General features: G+C 45.3%; 14 protein-coding genes. 8 read left to right on the top strand and 6 right to left on the bottom strand.

Going from position 1 to position 18,489, the window contains the following annotated elements:
- Positions 1 to 43: 43 nt before the first annotated feature.
- The 3 genes from N836_RS68280 to N836_RS68270 form a co-directional block, all read right to left on the bottom strand.
- Complete coding sequence (locus tag N836_RS68280; RefSeq protein WP_023076240.1) at positions 44 to 4,609, bottom strand: HD domain-containing protein; 4,566 nt, start codon at positions 4,607 to 4,609, stop codon at positions 44 to 46.
- A 3-nt stretch (positions 4,610 to 4,612) separates the two neighbouring features.
- Entirely contained in the window at positions 4,613 to 4,909 is a 297-nt protein-coding gene (locus N836_RS68275) for a Pepco domain-containing protein (protein ID WP_023076239.1), read from the bottom strand.
- A 268-nt stretch (positions 4,910 to 5,177) separates the two neighbouring features.
- Entirely contained in the window at positions 5,178 to 5,402 is a 225-nt protein-coding gene (locus N836_RS68270; protein WP_023076238.1) for a ribbon-helix-helix domain-containing protein, read from the bottom strand.
- Positions 5,403 to 5,605: 203 nt separating this feature from the next.
- Between N836_RS68270 and N836_RS68265 the strand changes: the two genes are divergently transcribed.
- The 8 genes from N836_RS68265 (at position 5,606) to N836_RS73920 (ending at position 14,702) form a co-directional block, all read left to right on the top strand.
- Entirely contained in the window at positions 5,606 to 6,667 is a 1,062-nt protein-coding gene (locus N836_RS68265; protein WP_023076237.1) for a ParM/StbA family protein, read from the top strand.
- Entirely contained in the window at positions 6,610 to 6,879 is a 270-nt protein-coding gene (locus N836_RS68260; protein WP_023076236.1) for a hypothetical protein, read from the top strand. Before N836_RS68265 ends, N836_RS68260 begins: the two co-directional genes overlap by 58 nt.
- Positions 6,880 to 6,950: 71 nt before the next feature.
- Positions 6,951 to 7,076 (top strand): hypothetical protein, encoded by a 126-nt coding sequence (locus tag N836_RS77995; protein ID WP_268744348.1) that lies wholly within the window; start codon positions 6,951 to 6,953, stop codon positions 7,074 to 7,076.
- A 64-nt stretch (positions 7,077 to 7,140) separates the two neighbouring features.
- Positions 7,141 to 7,635: a hypothetical protein gene (locus tag N836_RS68255; protein WP_152532287.1), complete on the top strand. Its 495-nt coding sequence runs from the start codon at positions 7,141 to 7,143 to the stop codon at positions 7,633 to 7,635.
- A gap of 4 nt (positions 7,636 to 7,639) precedes the next feature.
- The gene (locus N836_RS68250) at positions 7,640 to 8,149 is read left to right on the top strand and encodes a hypothetical protein (RefSeq protein WP_023076234.1); all 510 of its coding nucleotides are present in this window, start codon (positions 7,640 to 7,642) and stop codon (positions 8,147 to 8,149) included.
- 73 nt (positions 8,150 to 8,222) lie between these two features.
- Entirely contained in the window at positions 8,223 to 9,854 is a 1,632-nt protein-coding gene (locus N836_RS73925) for a DNA translocase FtsK (RefSeq protein WP_023076233.1), read from the top strand.
- 204 nt (positions 9,855 to 10,058) lie between these two features.
- Complete coding sequence (locus tag N836_RS68245) at positions 10,059 to 11,777, top strand: AAA-like domain-containing protein (protein ID WP_023076232.1); 1,719 nt, start codon at positions 10,059 to 10,061, stop codon at positions 11,775 to 11,777.
- Positions 11,778 to 11,780: 3 nt separating this feature from the next.
- Positions 11,781 to 14,702, top strand: coding sequence for an AAA-like domain-containing protein (locus N836_RS73920; protein ID WP_023076231.1), 2,922 nt, complete (start codon positions 11,781 to 11,783; stop codon positions 14,700 to 14,702).
- A 25-nt stretch (positions 14,703 to 14,727) separates the two neighbouring features.
- On the opposite strand, the gene N836_RS68235 is transcribed toward N836_RS73920, so the two are convergent.
- The 3 genes from N836_RS68235 to ltrA all read right to left on the bottom strand — a co-directional run bounded on the left by N836_RS68235 (position 14,728) and on the right by ltrA (position 17,900).
- Entirely contained in the window at positions 14,728 to 15,282 is a 555-nt protein-coding gene (locus tag N836_RS68235; RefSeq protein ID WP_023076230.1) for a COP23 domain-containing protein, read from the bottom strand.
- Between the two features lie 666 nt (positions 15,283 to 15,948).
- Complete coding sequence (locus tag N836_RS76145; protein WP_200867479.1) at positions 15,949 to 16,122, bottom strand: hypothetical protein; 174 nt, start codon at positions 16,120 to 16,122, stop codon at positions 15,949 to 15,951.
- 50 nt (positions 16,123 to 16,172) lie between these two features.
- Positions 16,173 to 17,900, bottom strand: coding sequence for a group II intron reverse transcriptase/maturase (gene ltrA, locus N836_RS68230; protein ID WP_031291219.1), 1,728 nt, complete (start codon positions 17,898 to 17,900; stop codon positions 16,173 to 16,175).
- Positions 17,901 to 18,489 lie beyond the last annotated feature (589 nt).

The raw sequence follows: 18,489 nt of genomic DNA, 5'->3' as shown, positions 1-18,489 counted from the left end.
TTGTAGGTTTGTCTCTATTGCAAACCCCTGATTTTATCCCTTCTCATGAAATAGAAGATAACTTCCAAGTATCAGGGCTACCTTCTGGCAAACTAAGATTTAGCACAGGTGCATAACGGCGAAAACGGTTCAAGGTCACAGAAATTGGTTCTTCAAGAGCTAGTGCAGCAAGAATAATTTGTGTAGGATGAACCTTATTTTTTAATAAATCATGAGAGTCTTGCAAACCATCGGTCAGTTTTTTAGAGAAGATAATCAGGTTATTTTCCGAATCAATCAATTCCGCTAAGGCATCCAAATCCATCTGCTGAATCTTTAAACCTAATGGTACATATTTTTGAAAACGCTTCATCACCTGAACTGCGGGCTCATTGAGTTTCTTAGCAGCTGCAATTACATGAGCTGGAGTAACAACATTATCTTTCCAGGAGTGTCCCTCAAGAGAATAGCTAGAATCAATACTTTCTGAAAATGCAATTACATCATTACGCTCAATGGAGATATTCTTGACTTGGTCAGCACTTATGTCTGGCATCAACAAACCTAATGGGGCAAATCTTGCAAGACGTTTTATGACATCACTCAAGGATTCATTTAGCCTCCATGAAGCTTGAACAATCTTAGCCACTGATACATGGGTTTCAGGCCAAGCCGACCTGTTACCTAGATCTCCTTCAGAAAGTGCGATAAAATCTTCTTCATTCGCTGCAAATCTAGACAAGGCTTCTATATCTACTAAAGGAAGTCTCAGACCAATACAAGAAAATTTCTGAAATCTTTTCAGTGTAGAAGCTATAGATTCATTCAGCCTTTTTGCAGAGAAGGCTATCTGAGCTGGAGAGATGAAATTACTATGCCATGCTTCTTCTCCATCTAATTTTTTCGAAAGAGCGATCATGTCTTCGGGACTGACTTTGAGAATTTTGAGCTTTTCATAATCAGGTTCAACTATATCTAGGCCCAAAGGTTTAAATTTCTGAAAACGCTTAATCGATTCAGGAATTGATTCATTTAGCCTCGTTGATGTTAGAACTATTTGCGATGATGGAATTATATTTTTTAGCCAAGGCCTTCTCCATGAGATCTTATCTCTTTCTTCTAAAGGATCAAATACATCATCAATTCTTCTGGATAAAGCAATTATGTCCTCTTCTTCTATTTTGATTAAGCCTAAGTCCTCTAAAGCAATTTTTGGAATCTTCAAGCCTAGTTGAGAAAATTTTTGAAATCGTTGAACCGTGGTCTTTAGAGGCTCATCAAGTCTGTACGCAGCATGAATTATATGTGCCGGTGGAGCATATTCAGAAAGTCCATCATATCCATACCCCCCCGGAGGAAAATCTTCTTCAATAGCCAACCCATCTCCAGGCTCAGGTCGCAAAAGCACATCGGGATCCATTGATTTAGGCAAACTATTCAAAAAATCTTCTGAGATTTTGAATAATCCATACTTTTCCCATGCAATCACTCGATAAGGAAGTATCCACCATGGAATTGTTCCTTGATTTACAATACTTTTCACAGAAAGTCCATATCTGAAGTAACCCAGCCAAGTATCGAGTTCATAGCATCCAAGCTTAGCAATTGGTACTTCCACATTGCTTGTACTTTTATTCATCAACTCAATATTCACTTCTCTCTCTGAGAGGATGTTAACAATATTGGAAGCTACGGGAGGATGCTTTCGTGCTAGTTTCCATAATGTATTCAAATCGAGATGTTTATATTCAAGTAACTTCTCTGAGTTCTCTATCAAAGTTTTTCGAACCCAAGCTCTATTCCATTCAACAATCTTCTTACGGTCTACCGTTAACTTTGGAAGTTTATCGCGACGCAAATTAAATACAAAGCCAGGTTGGGCTTCAGCAGTCCACAATCCATCAGATAAAATACATCCTTTGCTAACCCACCAATATTCGCTCTCAGGAATCCACCAGATATCAGTATCTTCTATATTGAGGCAATAGCTTGGAGGATATTCAGGATGTTTAAGCTGATTGGGTTGCCATACCTCATGCCTCCCAAATTGAGAAACTTCTGTTTTATATTCTGCAACCCAAAGCAGTTTTCGCAATGTTTCAATGCAAGAAATTAGCTTACCTTTGTGATGTGTACGATTCAGGTATAAACGAATTCGTGTTCCTGTCCGTATCTCTGAATAATGATTAACTTCTAATTTCTGAACTCTAAAAAGGCCACTACTTCCTGGAATGTGAACCTTCAAGCGTTGACTAGGCTTACCATGACGATCTAAGCGACATGTTTCTACTTCTAGCTCATCAGCTAGCATGAAGTAACTAAGCACTCCAACTCCAAACTGACTATTTGGATATAGATAGACTGGTGGATCACATTTTAACCATTCAGCCTTTTCTTCAATAAATTCTGGTAAATCTGCAAAACGTCTTCCTGCACGGGCAAAGCATTGATATAAATGCTGAATCCCCATTCCAATTCCATTGTCTTCACATTCTAAATAAGCTCTGCCATCTTCAATTCCTTGCCGAAACAATATCTGACCATTCCAATTCTCTTCTGAGCCATCGTACTCATTCTTTTGCTTTAGATAGGTGACCCTCGCTTCCTTATAACGACAGGCATCCAAAGCATTTTGATATAACTCTCGTATTGCTAGCATTGGATCACCATAGAGTTGCTCCCCCATAAGCAACTCACGTACCTCATCATGGGCAAGTTGAAAATTAATATGAGGTGTTTGGTAAACAGGAACTCCATCTCGATATTCAGCCGTTATCCCATCTGCCATAAAGTGAGTAGGTAAACCTGCTAGAGCCTCTATCCCATGCCGTTTTTCGCCAACTTGTCTAAAGATTTGAGTTAGAACCGAGTCGGCAATCTCAACATGTTGATGTAAAGCTAAATCAACTGCTGGATGGCTACAAATCACTCTTAATACCCGTCCGCGTCCAGACGGATTCCAGCGTGCTTGGCAAACTGTTTCTCGAATCTGTCCAGGTGTCAGAGGATCAGATAACCCAATGTGATCAACCAGAACATCTGAAAGCAACCGGAAGTCTACTGCCAGAGCACCTGCCAGGTGAAGCAGGTAAGCTAGCATTTTTTCCCGAATAATCTGTTCTTCTCGATATCGACCAACAGTGAGTTTAGTTTGTAGACCACCAGGTCGATCATCACGATCAATGCGTTCTAAGTTAGAGAAAACACATTGAGCCAACTCTAATAACCTCTTTCTTGATAGCGTTTCTTGGACTAATCGAGAGCTACAACAGCGAATTCGATCCAGGCTGCCAATAAAAGTTTCAGAGAGATATCCACCTTCAGACTTGGGTTGCCAGAGTTCTAAAGATGTAAAAAGACATTGATACATAAGCCACGCTAATATAGCGTTCTTATCATCAAGGCATCCTCTATCTTGAAGTCTCTGGGCTTTTCGGAAGAAGCGAAGTTGTCCTTGATGAGTTTTATCAAGTGCATCTCGAAAAGTTGACGATGTATCGTTTTTGCCTAGTGCCAAAGGATTTGCTTCAGCTGCATGAACAATTCCACTAGCTAGAACAGCCTCTCTTAAAAAAGGGATCGTAACTATTAACGCTGTTTCAGCAGAAGATAATTTTACTTGAGGATCAGAACGTAAAACTAGTAAGTCAAGGGATTCTAGTACTCGAATTGGTAGTTCTGCGTCTCGCCAGGGGTCGTTTGGCAATCTTGAAATGGCACGCTGCCACTGTTGCCAACAAATAGAAATAATTTCTAAAACTTGCTGTTTGAGTTGTGTAATATGTGGGTTATCTTTTGCTTCATCATCATTCCATAATGGCGATTGCCAGGCAGCATTACTCCAGGGATCAATTCCTTCTTCAGCAATAGTTTCAGACAATGTACCCTCACAAATCACTCGTGAGAATACATCATCATTAACAGAGCTTTCAAAAAAATGATGAATTTCATGAGATCGTTTGCCATGTTCAGCAACCAAGGCATCTAATCTATCTTGAGTCGCTTGTATAATATCTTCCAAAGTACAAGCTGGATGTTTTGGCTCGACAACTTCGGAAAGCGCCTTAGAGAACAAGCTAAATCCTTCATCTCCAGGCACAAACTGACTCACTTGGCCTGGCCCACATGAGAAAACAATTACAAAGCTGCGCTGTGTTGCCTTTCTACGTTCACCACGACTCCAACTAGCTAAATAAGTATTCTTGGCATCCAACTTGACACCCTCACGGCAGGCATCAATGAAGAACAATATTGTTTTGGCCTCAGCAAGATCAATAATATGCCCTAGTTCCGTAGAGACTAAGTAATCTTCAATAAAATCTGCATCCTCAAGCACAGCATCTGATGGGATCAGATAGTCTTGTCCTCGATAGTGTATTCCATGCCCCGAGAAATACAAAAGTAACGTATCAACCCCTTTTGATCTGCGACATTCCTGGCGCAATGCTTGTAAAATCTTACTGCGGCCCGTTTGAAGAATCCCTTCAGTACCAAGAGAGCGTACTGAGTAACCAGATTGCTCTAAAGCTGAATGAAGATTTTCAAGATCATGGCGGACAACAGTAAGGTCTTCAATTGCTTCACTTTCGTAATCTGGAACTCCAATTAACAATGCGCGACGTTTTTTCATGTTTTACTCCGAAAAGGTCAGCGTAATTGCACCTTTGCCTCCCAAACTAGCGGTACCGATAAACTCTACTCCTCCCTCAGCACTTACCTCTACCTGAACTGTGATTTCCTTGAGTTTAAAGCTACCAACCTTCTTAATATCCTCTAAGGCCACAGCCATACCGTTGCATACCCGCTCTAAGTTCTGTTTCAGTTTTTCAATTGGAATCTCTTGGAGTGCAACGTCTGCATCTGGAGAGAAAAGCCCCTTTGTTTCTTCATCTTCGTTAGGAATTTTTACCAGGAATGGAACCGTTTCCATGGAGTTTTCGCTCATAAAGCCTAGTTTTTGTAGCTTTGAATCTTTTCCAAGATATACGTTCTAAATCAAAGATCTAGCAAGCTTTGCGTTGTTTAAATAGAATGAGCAAAAATTTGTATTACATAAATTTACTTACAGCATGACTATCCGCTATAAATAGCGCCAATCTTTTTGCCAAACCCTACATGTAGTACACCTAACAAGGTTATGTAACTTTGACACGTCAAAAAAGGTTTTCAGTGAATGGGAGCTTGAAAAATAAGCCCATTCAGTGATCGTCTTTTGTCGGATTAGCCTGCGTATCATCAATTACGTTTGGAAACTTGCCCTTCGTCTCAGCCTCACGCACCGCCGTCTCAATAATGTAAGCTGCCAAATTTGCTGTGGGTCGTCCTTCATGATCGGCCCATTTCTCTAGTAGCTCAGCCACCGCATCCGGCAGGGTTACATTAATCCGCTTGCTCACACTTTGCCCTTGCATCAACTCGTACATCAGTCTATCCCCTTACATCGCTTTAGACGCGCCTCGTATTTAATTACACCTATTACGTATCTTATTAGATGTAAATATGATGTAATCAGATACAGGTACGTCAAAACGATCCGCATTTCGTACTTGCTCTTTCAGTCAGGACTTGAGCTTATAAGCAGTTGTCAAACCTGATCGCACATCACTTCAAGGAGGCATTGACCTTTATGAAACTTGCCATTGAGCGTGCCGAAACCAGCACGCAACCCGTCACCCAAACACCCAATAGCGTCCTCACCTATCGCCGCTTTGCCTTTGATGGCGGTAACCGCTTCATCAAATGGGTTAGCCCAGACCATCAGCCTCGCTGCATTCCCTCCTACATCAAACCCCTGGAAGATTGGGAAGATGCCCTGCCAGACTCGGATACCATGATTATCGAATCCAACGGCGTCCGCTACGTGGTCGGTCAAGTCGCCCAAGAATTGAAGGGAAAGCCCACCTACCAACACAGCAAAGCCAACCTGGCCCAAAAGCTATTTCTTGCCGCCCTGGAGCCAACGGAAGATCGCACCCATATTCTGATTGATACCCTGGTCGTCACCACACCCGATACCCGTGATCAGCAAGCCGTAAAACGGTTAACCGCCCTGCAGGGACTGCACCAGTTCAAACGCAATGGGGTGGAAATTGCCGCCAAGATCAACCGGGTGGAGGTGGTCGATGAATGCCTCAGTGCCTGGCGCTATGCCTGGAATCAGGGTCTGTTTAGCTATCACCGCAAAAACGCCGTGCTCGATCTCGGCGGAGGAACGGCTCTGGCGCGGGTGATTCTGCCCAATGGTCTGATTGAGCGGGCCGCTGATGTGAAACTGCCCGGTACCTTTGACCTGGCCAATAAAATTGCCGCTGCCCTCAAGGCTCGCTCCGAATATAGTCCCGATTTGGGGCTGATTATGGATGCCATTGCCACCGGCACCTTCACTATTGGTCCGCGCCAGAGCTTTGCCGGACTGTTCGAGCGCTGCCGTCAGGATTGGCTGGCGGATATTCAGGCCACCCTACGAGAAACCTGGGTCAAGCAGGCTGCCGAAATTGGTGAAGTTCAATTGTCGGTGGATCGGCTACCTTGGCCACGGCTCTGGCCGAGACCAGCAACGGACGGTTCAAGATTCCTGAACAGCCCAGCCCCCAACTCATCAGCCTCTATGGATTGTTGGAGGACTAAGCCATGGCGCAAGCACGGATTGTCCTGCGGGAAGAGCATCTCACCATTGCCAATGACCTGAAAGAAAACACTCGGCTAGGCAGCCTGACCGAAGTGGTGGGAGTGCTCTTAACCCGCTACGGACGACACCTGAAGGCCACGTGGGAGCTGGAGCCAGGCGCTGACACCATGCCTGAGGTGCCCTCAACACCAACTGCTCAGCCCGTCACCCTTCCAGAACAGTCCACCACTCCAAGGGATCCTGGCACCCATCTAGCTCCCCTCTGGTCCTGATATTTCTGTTATTTCCCACCTCAATAGGTCCATGAATCTCCATACCATCCACTCCAGGGAGGTTACCAACGATGAAAATTGCACTGGGCGCAATCTTGTTACTCCTTGTTGTAATTGCCGCCAACACATCCCCTATCTCCAAAACTGACCCACTCCACCGCGCTGGCGAGGTCCCCCAGCGATTAACAAATCCGTAAACTAACCAGACTCAAACTCTCTTCTATCCCTGCAGATCCTTACCTAATTCAACCGATATGAACCATGACACATTTAGTAAGACGTCCCAATACCATGCCTGTGCTAGCGGGTGACATCATCCACCCCACCCAGCTCGACACCGAGCGGCAACAGCTGTTCTATGACGTATTTAATCTCATCCCTCAGCCCTACCAAACCGCCCAGATGGTGGCAGATATCTGCCAGGGACTGGCCCAACATCGAGAACAGGAACTCTGCGCCCTGATCAGCCAGTTTCAGGGACTGCAACAACAGCAGGCGCAGCAGATGACCCACCACATGGCAACACTGCAACAGATGTTGTTAGCTCAACAACAAGCCCATCGAGATCTCCTGAGTCAGCTGGCCCAGCAACAATTCAACATGCCGCCGCCCCCGCCGATGATCCCCACCATCAATCTGACTGTAGATAACAAGGTTGAGGCAACAGCTGGAGGAGAGTCCACCAATGGGTTTCTAGCCATTTTCTTCGCTGTGCTCACAGTGCTGTGTATTGGTCTTATCACCGAGGGGGACTAACACCATGAGTTTTAATGAACTAAAGCGGCTAATCTCCACCATGCAACCGCCAGTCCAGGGTGCCGGAACCTCAACCCCGATGCCGGGCATCAAAAACTTTAGCCTGGGCAAATCCTCTGGAGATGAACTACTGGCAGCAGTAGGCTTTGCTGGTCTCCTTGCTATTGCGGGCCTTTTCCTGGCTCCACGCCTGGTACCAGGGATGGACCATCTCGTATTTTTCGGCTGGACTGTTGCTGTTGCAACTTTGCTCAAATTCTGTTCCGAATGGCCTAATCCCAAGCCCCTAACCACAGCCAGCTTTACCCTTTGGGTCGCTCTCCTGCTGGAGAATCTCAACTATTTCCCCATGTGGAAGACCGGTTTACTGGTGCCCCTGGTGGCCACCGCCTGGTGGATCTTTAACGATCTCTTCCGCGATGGCAATGGCAAAGTCGCCTGGTGTACTCGCTTTGCCCTGGGGGCCTTTGGCGCAGTTGGTCTGCACTGGCTAATCACCGGCTCACTGGTGTAGGTCAGCCCACACACCCATTATCAGGCGACTGCTTCCGGGTAGTCGCCCTTTGCCATGTTTAGAGGAAGTCATCATGTCCCCCGCACAGTTCCAACGATTCAAGCAGTTTTGTGCGATCGCAAACCAATACACCCAAGAATATCCCCAAGAATTTCAGGGCGTCTCCGGGCAGCAAATCTGGCGCGACCTTATTCAGGTAGCGATGGCATTGGGAGTAGTCAGCAATCGCCAAGAATTTGAAACCGGCTGGAATGTCTTGATGGCGGAAGAGGCGTTCAACCTACCTGCCTATGAACCCAATCAAGGAACGGACCCTGAAGCTTCCCAAGCAGAACCATTACCCAAGGGCATGGGTGGTCAAATCGTCTCAGTGCTCAAAGCCTTTCGAGTGCAGGTGGATTATTTGGGAGAAGTACCAGGGCCAACCTTCACCCGACACCAACTCAAGCCACGCTTGGGGGTGAAGGTATCGGCCATCTCTGCTCTGGCCACTGACCTGAAAGTCCATCTGGGGTTAGACACCGTGCCGATCATTTCCGCCCAATCAGGCTGTGTGGCCCTGGACGTACCGCGTCCGGATCGGCAGTTTGTCCTATTTGAGGATTATGTACAGTCAGAGTTGCGATCGTCACCCCCCTCAAAAATCACCCTAGCCTTAGGCGTAGGTTTAGATGGCACCCTAAGAGAAGTGGATATTTCCGATGCCAACAGTTGCCATTTGCTCGTGGGCGGCACTACAGGCGGCGGCAAATCCGGCGTCATTCGCGCCATGCTCTACAGTCTGTTCTGGCGCTATTCCCCGGATCTGGCCAAGGTACTACTGATCAGCATCAAACGCTCTGAGTTTCCTGACTTTCAGAATATTCCCTGGCTCTATGGACCAGTAGTGTCAGAAGCCACCGAGGCAGTCTATGCCCTGGAGCACCTATGTCAGGTAATGGACCATCGCGATCGGGTGCTGGCCGCTGCCCGCTGCAAAGATATCGACGTGTACAACCAGAAGCATTTGGTTAAACCCATGCCACGTTTGCTAGCCGTATTTGATGAGCTGGCCGATTGCATGTGCGTACTACCTGCCAAGACCTTGAAGGAGGAATCGGAACTACCTACCAGCAAGCGGTTAGAAACAGCCATGGTACGGATTGCCCAGAAAGCCCGCTCCACCGGCATCCACCTCATCGTGGCCACCCAAAGACCTGAAGCGTCAGTCCTCACACCGTTGATCCGCTCCAACCTCCCAGGACGGATCGCATTGCGTACCAAAACGGACGCAGACAGTCGCATGATTTTTGGCAATGACGACGGATCAGCCGTAAACCTACTGGGAAAAGGGGATTGCTTTCTAGCAACGACGGAAACAGAGCGGTTGCAAGCATTACATGTAAACCAGACGCTGATCGATCGGTTCTCTGACAAATATGTCGATTCGGTAGAACCTGCAAGGCCCTGGGGATTGGCAGCTGTACATCAAAAGGGAGCCTCTGAAAAGGCTGACGATCCATTGTCAACGATTGTCAATTACCTGCTTGGGCAAGGTGGACAAGCCACACAGCGGGAGCTTCAACGTAATGCGCTAGCTCAACGATTTAATGCAGAGGAAGTCGGGGAACTACTGAAGCAGCTTGAAAACCAGGGAAAAGTAGAACTGTCCAGAGAGGGTAAGAGTACCTTGATCAGCTTGTCAGAACTGGACAATGACAATTGACAGGAAATGAATTGCTACCAGTACCTTATAGATAAATCCTAGGTTTCGTACTATGCACTAGAGGGCATAAACCCAAATTGCCTAAATTCCTAAAATTTTGAGCGCCTCGAAGTTTCACATCGCACTATCGAATAGTGAGCTTAAGAATGCGGTTTCATCCCTATACAAGCCATATAATTTGAAAAAGCAATCCCTGGACTCGGCATGGACAATGGTAATGCGGTCAAGAGAATCCTAATTTTGGCAGCTAATCCAAAGGCGACGACGCAATTACGTTTGGATGAAGAAGTTCGGGAAATTGATGAGGCGTTACGGATTGCTAAAAACCGAGACTGTTTTAATTTAGAACAAAAATGGGCAGTTCGTCCTCGGGATATGCAGCGGGCACTGCTAGACTTTGAGCCTAATATTGTGCATTTCTCTGGCCATGGAACTGGAGAAGATGGTTTGGTGATGGAAGATGCGACTGGCCAAACCAAGTTAGTGTCTACTGAAGCTTTAGCCAGTTTATTTGAACTGTATGCAGGTGCGGTAGACTGCGTGCTTTTGAATGCATGTTATTCAGAGGTACAGGCAACTGCTATTGCTGAGCATGTGCCCTATGTGATTGGTATGAACAAGGCTATTGGCGATAAAGCTGCCTTAGAATTCGCCATCGGTTTTTATGACGCTTTGGGTTCGGGTTGCTCAATTGAGCGAGCCTTTAAGCTGGCTCGTGTCAGCATCCTAATGGCAGGTATCCCAGAAGATCTGACACCTGTACTGAAATGCAAATCAGACTTAGTCGAAAGTCGCCCTCCAAGTAATGCTTCCCCAGCCCCAAAAGAGCATCTTAGTAATATTAGCGTTTCAGAATCGATTGAAAAACTAACCACTCCTAATGTGTCCTCGCCGGTTATTGCCCTTGATGAACCAGAAGGGCAGGTACCACTAGACTCTGCATTTTATATTGAGCGGCCACCAATCGAAGAACGATGCTATGAAACGATTATCAAGCGCGGGGCACTGATTCGCATTAAAGCTCCTCGGCAGATGGGCAAGTCTTCATTGATGCTGAGGATTCTGAATCATACTGTAGAGCAAGGCTGCCGAGTAGTACTCCTGAACCTACAAGCCTCTGGTGGCAAAGTATTGTCTAGCCTGGATAGTTTTCTGTACTGGTTTTGTGCCCGCATTACTCGCAAGTTGAACCTGCCCAATAAGTTAGATGAATATTGGCAAAGTCCAATGGGTGGTAATGACAAATGCACTGATTATTTTGAATACTATCTCCTTGAAGCCATCTCATCGCCGTTAGTTCTCTGTTTGGACGAAGTAGATGAGTTGTTTTTACATCGTGAGATAGCTAGTGATTTTTTTGGATTGCTACGAGCCTGGCACGAAGAATCTAAAATCAATCCGATTTGGCAGAATCTTCGTATTGTCATCACTCACTCTAAAGAAGTCTATATCCCCCTGAATAGTAACCAGTCACCTTTTAATGTGGGAATCCCGATTGATTTGCCCCCCCTAACTCATACACAAGTGGCGGATCTGATTCAACGTCATGGCTTGGAATGGTCTGATGCGGAAGTTGATCAACTGATGGAGTTAATGGGTGGCCATCCCTATTTAGTCAGAGTGGCTTTATATCACATTGCCAGAAAGGATATGACAATGGCAAAGCTAATAGAGATTGGCCCAACCGAAGAATGGGCCTACAGTGAGCATCTGCGACGTCATTTACATAATCTAGGGGAAAATGAAGCGTTGTTACAGGCCTTTAAAGAAGTGATTGTGACTCAAGACAAGCCTGTTTCGATTAGTGCAACAGACGCTTTTAAGCTCTCAAGTATGGGGTTAGTGCGTTTTCAAGGCAATAATGTAATACCCTTATGTGATCTCTATTGCAGATACTTCAAGGACCGACTGGAGGTGTCATAAGTCATGAGCACACCAAATTACCCTATTGATTACCAAGTAGGAGGTAGCCTCCCTGTTGATTCGCCAACCTATGTGAAACGGCAGGCAGATGACGACCTCTATGCTGCTGTCAAAAGGGGCGAGTTTTGTTATGTGCTCAACTCCCGGCAAATGGGCAAATCTAGCTTGCGAGTTCAAATTATGAAACGCCTGCAAGCAGAGGAAATAGCTTGCGCTGCCATCGATATCACGGCCATTGGTACGTCAATCACAGAAGAGCAATGGTATGTGGGGATGATTAACCGCATTGTTCGTCCAATGCGGTTGCGTAATCAGTTCAATCTTGAGGCCTGGTGGGAAGAAAACCATCTACTGTCTTACATCCAACGATTCAGCCACTTCATTGAAGATGTTTTGCTGGAGTTAATTCCCCAAAACATCGTGATCTTTATTGATGAGATTGATAGTGTTCTAAATTTGCCATTCGACACCGACGATTTTTTTGCATTTATTCGAGAGTGCTATAACCAGCGAGCAGACAATTCAGCGCATCGAAGATTGACATTTGTACTTTTGGGAGTATGTACACCATCAGACCTGATTCAAGATAAACAACGAACGCCCTTTAATATTGGTCTTCCAATTGAGCTATCAGGCTTTCGATTAGAAGAGTCCACACCGTTAACACAAGGACTGACCTCAAAGGGAAATCATTCTGAAAATCTGATGCAGATTGTGCTGGAGTGGACTGGAGGACAACCATTCCTAACACAGAAAGTCTGCAAACTGGTTTCTCAAACAGAGTTCCCGTCAACGGGAGAGCAGGAGACAAAATGGTTAGAAGGCTTGATCCGGGAACAAATAATTGAAAATTGGGAAGCTCAGGATATTCCAGAACATTTGAAGACAATTCGAGATCGGCTATTGCGCAGTGGAGATAAACGGACGGGACGATTGCTTGGACTCTATCAACAGATTTTACGACAGGGTGAAGTGATAGCTGATGACAGTTCTGAGCAGTTAGAACTGCGGTTAACAGGATTGGTAGTTAAGCAGGCGGGTTATTTGCGAGTTTACAACCGGATCTATGCAGAGGTATTCAATCTAACTTGGTTAGATAGAGCATTAGCCGAGTTGAGACCTTATGCAGAATCGTTGAATGCATGGATGGCTTCAGAAGGGCAGGATGAGTCAAAGCTGTTGAGGGGTAAATCGCTTGAAGATGCACAAGCTTGGGCTGAGGAAAAAAGTCTAGGAGAGGTCGATTACCAGTTTTTATCAGCAAGCCAGGAAGTTGACAAACAAGCAGTTCGAGAACGAGCTCAAATTCTGGAGGCAGCCAACCTTAAAGCACGTTGGCTCATTAGACGTGGCAAAGTCATTTTAGGTGTCATGGTGGCTTTGGCGTTAGCAGCCGGAGGAATTGCAATATGGAACATTAATTTAGCAAAAATAGCTGAGACTGACAAAGAAGCACTCGAAAGAGACATGGGCAAACTTTTGAATAAGAGGAACAGCCTTCAAAAGGAAAATAAGGTTCTCCTTGCCGAAAACAAAAAAATCAATAATGCCAATAGAGAAATCAATAGAGAGTTATCTTCTGCAAAACAAGAAGAAGAAAAAGCTAGTAAAGAAGTAAAAAAGGTAAGTGAACAATTAGAAATATCTTCACGAAAATTAAACGAAGCAGAATCTCAGGCTAGCGAAGCTCTTCAACGTGCCGATCTCGCAGAGAAAAATATTACCCAATTAGCACAATCGCAAGAAAATATAGAACAAGAATTAGACAAACGAATTTTGCTTCTTGATGATGTCACGAGGAAATTGGAAGATGCTAAAAGAACAGCTGATTTTGCTCAGAAAGGCATTCAACTTGAACAGACAGGAGTTGCCATTATAAATCAATTTCGAATCGGTGGAGCAGTTGCAGAACAACTTTTGGAAACCTCTGCATTTACTCGAGAAAGTGAAAACGAGAAAAATATTCAGATACTAATCTCAGCTGTTATTGCTGGAAAAGAGTTAGAAAAGCTTATAGATAAGCTTACATTTTCGGAATATCCCACAACTAGCCCAATCTTAGCACTGCAAATCATTTTAAATGAACTTCAATCGCAAGGAAGGGTCGAAAAAAAGATGGGACAGAGAATCCCCTTGAATAGCGCGACAACGTTTAATGCCGATGCATCATACATTGCATTGGCAGAGCCCAATGGCAGTATCACCTTTTTAGGAGAACGTGATCAAGAATTTCGCCCATTCAGAACATATAGTCCTCTTTCTAGCATTAGTTTTTGGAACGACAACTATTTGATTACGGGAGATTTCAATGGAATAATTGAAATTTGGGATAAAGCAGGTGAACTTCAAGGAGAACATATAGCTTCTGAAGATAAAGGCTTGGTTGTAGACATCAGTGTTGTGCCAAGCACTCAAACAGTCGCAATAGCTTATGGCAACGGTGAAATCAGGCTTTTAGAGCTACCTACTAATCAAGAATATACGTTAAGAAGCAAAGGAGAAAGTTTTATAAGAGATATTGTTGTCAGTCCTAGAGGTAATTACCTTGCTGCTACTGATTTGGAAGGGGTAATTTTTATTTGGAATCTTCAAGAGCTGCAACAAGGGATATTGCGTTTTAATAGCTATCAAGATAGAGTTAGAAAGGTTGCTTTGAATCCTGATGAACAGATGGTTGCAACACTTGGATTCGATGGAAGTATAAAAGTTTGGAGCTTTGCAGGCATGCAAGTAGCTGAGCTCAATCCAAATGATAGTATTGTTGATATTACCTTTTCTCAAAACAATAAGCTACTGTTCTTGGAAAGAAATGGAACTCTAAACAGTTATCCTTTAGAAGGTTTAAGTGGCTTATTGGAGCGTAGTTGTGATTGGTTATCAGGCTATGCAAATCAGTATCCTAAGATTTTAGATATTTGCTCATAGTTGTTTGTTTTCTTATTTTGTTTCTTTAGCGAGTACCGCCAGATAATCTGCGCTGAGGAATTCCTTCAGGTGCTTCTCTATAGATCGGGAAACGTCTTCTGGTGCTGTTAGGACCTATCCCATTTACCCGTTCTAAATACCAGGCAATAAGCTCTCTATCAGGCGATACAGATGTGTCTGACGAAAATAAGATTCTGAGGGCACCTTGCAACGCTTCGGCAATTTCCTGTCCATTTTCTCCTTCGTCGAGCAAAAATATTACTCTTGCACAGGAAGCTCTTGATGAGTCAGATGTACAAATTGCTGTAGTATCACGAAACTCTTCACTCGAAATATCACTAAGCAAATCTTGTTTGTAGTAATTTTGAAAAACTGAAGATACGCTTAAACAGCGCTCAATTGGAGTTTCATTCGTCTCAGGATAAAACTCCTTAGTCCACTGAACTACAGTATAAGTACCTAGTGGGCTATCGATAATTGTTGCTGGAGTTGCTGATTGACTTTCTCTGGAAGTCCCACAATAAAAAGTAATGCTAGAGTCATCTGCCACACTAGTTGAGGAGATCTCATTTTCGGCCATAGAGGGACTCTCTAGAACTACAGATACTACCGAAAACACAATAAGAGATCGAAAAAAAAGTAATCTAGCCCATCTTAGGTTCATAATACAAACCTCATTGTTTGTGCAAATTAACTTTAGATAAAAACACCTTGTAAATCATTTAACGTATATTTCATTCGAATAGATTACTGCTCGAATCAGGAAGCTAAGAAGGTAATCGCCTATAGTAGCTCAGTCTTGAGAAATCTCCGATGAGCTATCTAAGAGTAACATTAACCAAACAATACTCGACAGTAGGCAATCGACTTATTACGCCCTTATTGTAGGTATTTTTATTAAGGATTGCCTAGATAAACCGATTCGGATAAAAAGACAGTTACCATTTGGTGCGGCTCCTTAACAGTGCGTAATACAGAACTACACTACCCTTTAGTAAAAAAGCTTGAGACAAGCTTTTGAGGAACTGACTTATTTAAGTTTTATGGAGGTTCCAAGACACCCAAGATTTACTCAGCACAATCACAAGTTCTTAACTGTAAAATTTGCAAATGTATTAGGCTTGAAAGCCTTTGTTGTCGAAATTAATGCTTTTAATTATTTCGAAATAAATATTAATATTTTTTTGATTGGTAGAGTATTCAGGCATTCTTGACGGTCCTTACAAAGCATCAAGTCGCTGGTGATTTATTCGGGTGGGTTAAAAACCTGCTCAGCAGTCAGGGCAAAATCTGGCAATGTAGAGGAAACGATGCGATCGCTACCACTAAAACTAGCTTCTTGATACGAACCATCCTTTAAAGTCAGCACCATCACAACTTGCTGCTCCGAGTGTTGTTGGGTAGGAGAGAAGAGCCTCACAGCCCCTCTCCCCCCTCAGAACCGGACATGATAGTTTCCTCTCATCCGGCTCAAGCCTCCTGCAATCGAGAGGCAGCGGCTGCCTGTCCATGCACTTGCCTGTGACAGTGAGCATGTAAAAGTTCAAGATTCGCATTCGTATCCCGTCCTCCCAGTTTAACTGGATGAAGATGATGAGCATGGATACCTCCCCTTGGAGCGACCAACGCCTCACCACACTGGGGGCAGCGCCACTGTTGCCGCTGTGCCAGCTGATAATATTTGGAGCCTTTGGCCCAATACCGCTTGCCATGCTGCAATTGCCGCTGCAGCCAATAGTCGCGAAGGTTGGGGTTGTCCGGGGAAGCGGAGCCTTTAACTTTGATATGCCGGTGAATGGTCAACGAGTCCAATCGAAAGAGTGAAATCGTCTTCTGATGACCGGCCAAAGTTTGAATCGTCGCGGCGAATGCCCAGTGCCGATGGCCTAGGGTTTGGAAGTAGCGCTTGGCCACCCATGTTTTGGATTTATTGGGATGCCGTCTAAGACACCATCGCCAAATCGCTCTCCAAATCTGGTCATCCATCGCATTGAAGACTCGCTTGCTAACGACATGTCGGTAGTAGTGTCCCCATCCTTGTAACCGAGGATTGAGAAATCGAATCACGAATTCTGGCGGGGTGTGCAGATGGGCCTTGAGCCAAGCTCTGACCTCATGCAGTTTGGCGTTCACCTTGTCTGCTTGAGGTGTAATCAGGCACTTTCCCCGTCGCGATTGAATGTGAAATCCTAAGAAGTCGAAACCTTCATCCTTATGGATAATGCGAGTCTTCTGAGGATGCCATCGCAGTCCGCGCACCGCCAGCCAATCCTGGAGAATCGGAATCACCGCGTCAATGGCCTCTTTGCTGCGGGCCGTCACCAGAAAATCATCCGCGTAGCGAATGAAGCCATAGCGACTAACCTTGCGTTTCCCTCGTTTGCCCGAGGCAGGCACCCTATAGGGCTTGATATCATGGAACTGCTTGAGCAGGGCATCCATGCCATCGAGTGCAATGTTGGCCAAGAGTGGCGATATCACGCCACCTTGCGGCGTTCCCGCTGGGGTGGAATGAAACACGTCCGCTTCCATGTATCCTGCTTTCAACCATTGTTTTATCAGCTCTCGACCTGGGCATTGCCCAATCGCTTGCAGAATAAAGTCATGGCTGATGTTGTCGAATGCGCCTTGAATATCGGCATCTAACACCCAACTGTCGTGACCTTTGTTCAGACGAATCCACGTCTGGTCTATCGCATCTTGGCAACTGCGACCGGGGCGAAACCCGTAGCTGTTAGCCTCGAAGCGTGCTTCCCAAGACGGTTCCAATGCATTCTTAACCATCGCTTGCGCGACACGGTCTCGAATACAGGGAATGCCTAACGGGCGTTGTTTGCCGTTGGCTTTGGGGATATAGATCCGTTTGGCCGGGCGTACCTGCCCTAGGCTGTACACGTGCATCTGATGGACCAGTTTTACCCGGTGGTCCGGCGTTAAAACCGTTTGACCATCAATGCCTGCGGTGGTTCGTCCGGCGTTGAGTTCACTTACTCGTCGCACTGACCACAACAGATTTGTGTAGCTGCGCAGCATCAGTTTCATCAAGCTTCTCACCCGATTCCACTGGTGTTTCTCGGTCGCCTGATAAATTCGCTGTCTCAGGTTCCGCACACGTTTGTTAATGCTCTTCCAATCTAAGGAAGACCAGTCCGTTAACGGTGGCTTTGCTCCGATGTCGTTGCCGACTCTATCTTTCACAAAGATTAGGTTCCCTTACGTTGGTTTATCAGTTGAGACCCCCTGGAAGTCAGCACCCTTTCAGGTCAAGGTAACGTTTGAACCTCTATCTGCGGCATTACCCACAGCGTTCGCTTTCTCCAGATTCCTTTACCCGCTGGGTCTCTCGGCATTCCTTACGGTTTGCTTACTTTGATAGGTCAATCCCCTCAAAGAACCCATCGGGTTTACCGTGTTCCGCACCTATGAGAGTCAACTGTTTCGGGTTCCATCTATATTCCGGTGGGAGTGCGAATTCTTCACTATCAACTGATCGACTTTGATAGCTCACCCACTTACCTTTTGGTCAGAGTGTTTCAGCCTCTTTCACTCGGCTACTGTAACGAAACGTATGATGATTCACTGGCGTTAACCCTTAACAGTCTTCGTCTTGCATTCCCACCGGTTGGAGGCTATCAGTGGTCTTGCTTTCGTGCCTTGCATTCCATTGCGTTCATTACTTACTAACAACGTAGGCAGAGTCAGTGACTCCGTTACGTGACGATGGGGAGAAGAACATCCCCAGAGAGGACGACCTCTCACTCAATAAGTGCAACTTTCACGTCGCACC

The sequence above is a fragment of the Leptolyngbya sp. Heron Island J genome (assembly GCF_000482245.1).
GTDB lineage: Bacteria > Cyanobacteriota > Cyanobacteriia > Phormidesmidales > Phormidesmidaceae > Leptothoe.
Note: the sequence above shows the minus strand (reverse complement) of the source record. Positions and strands in the feature narration are given on the sequence as shown.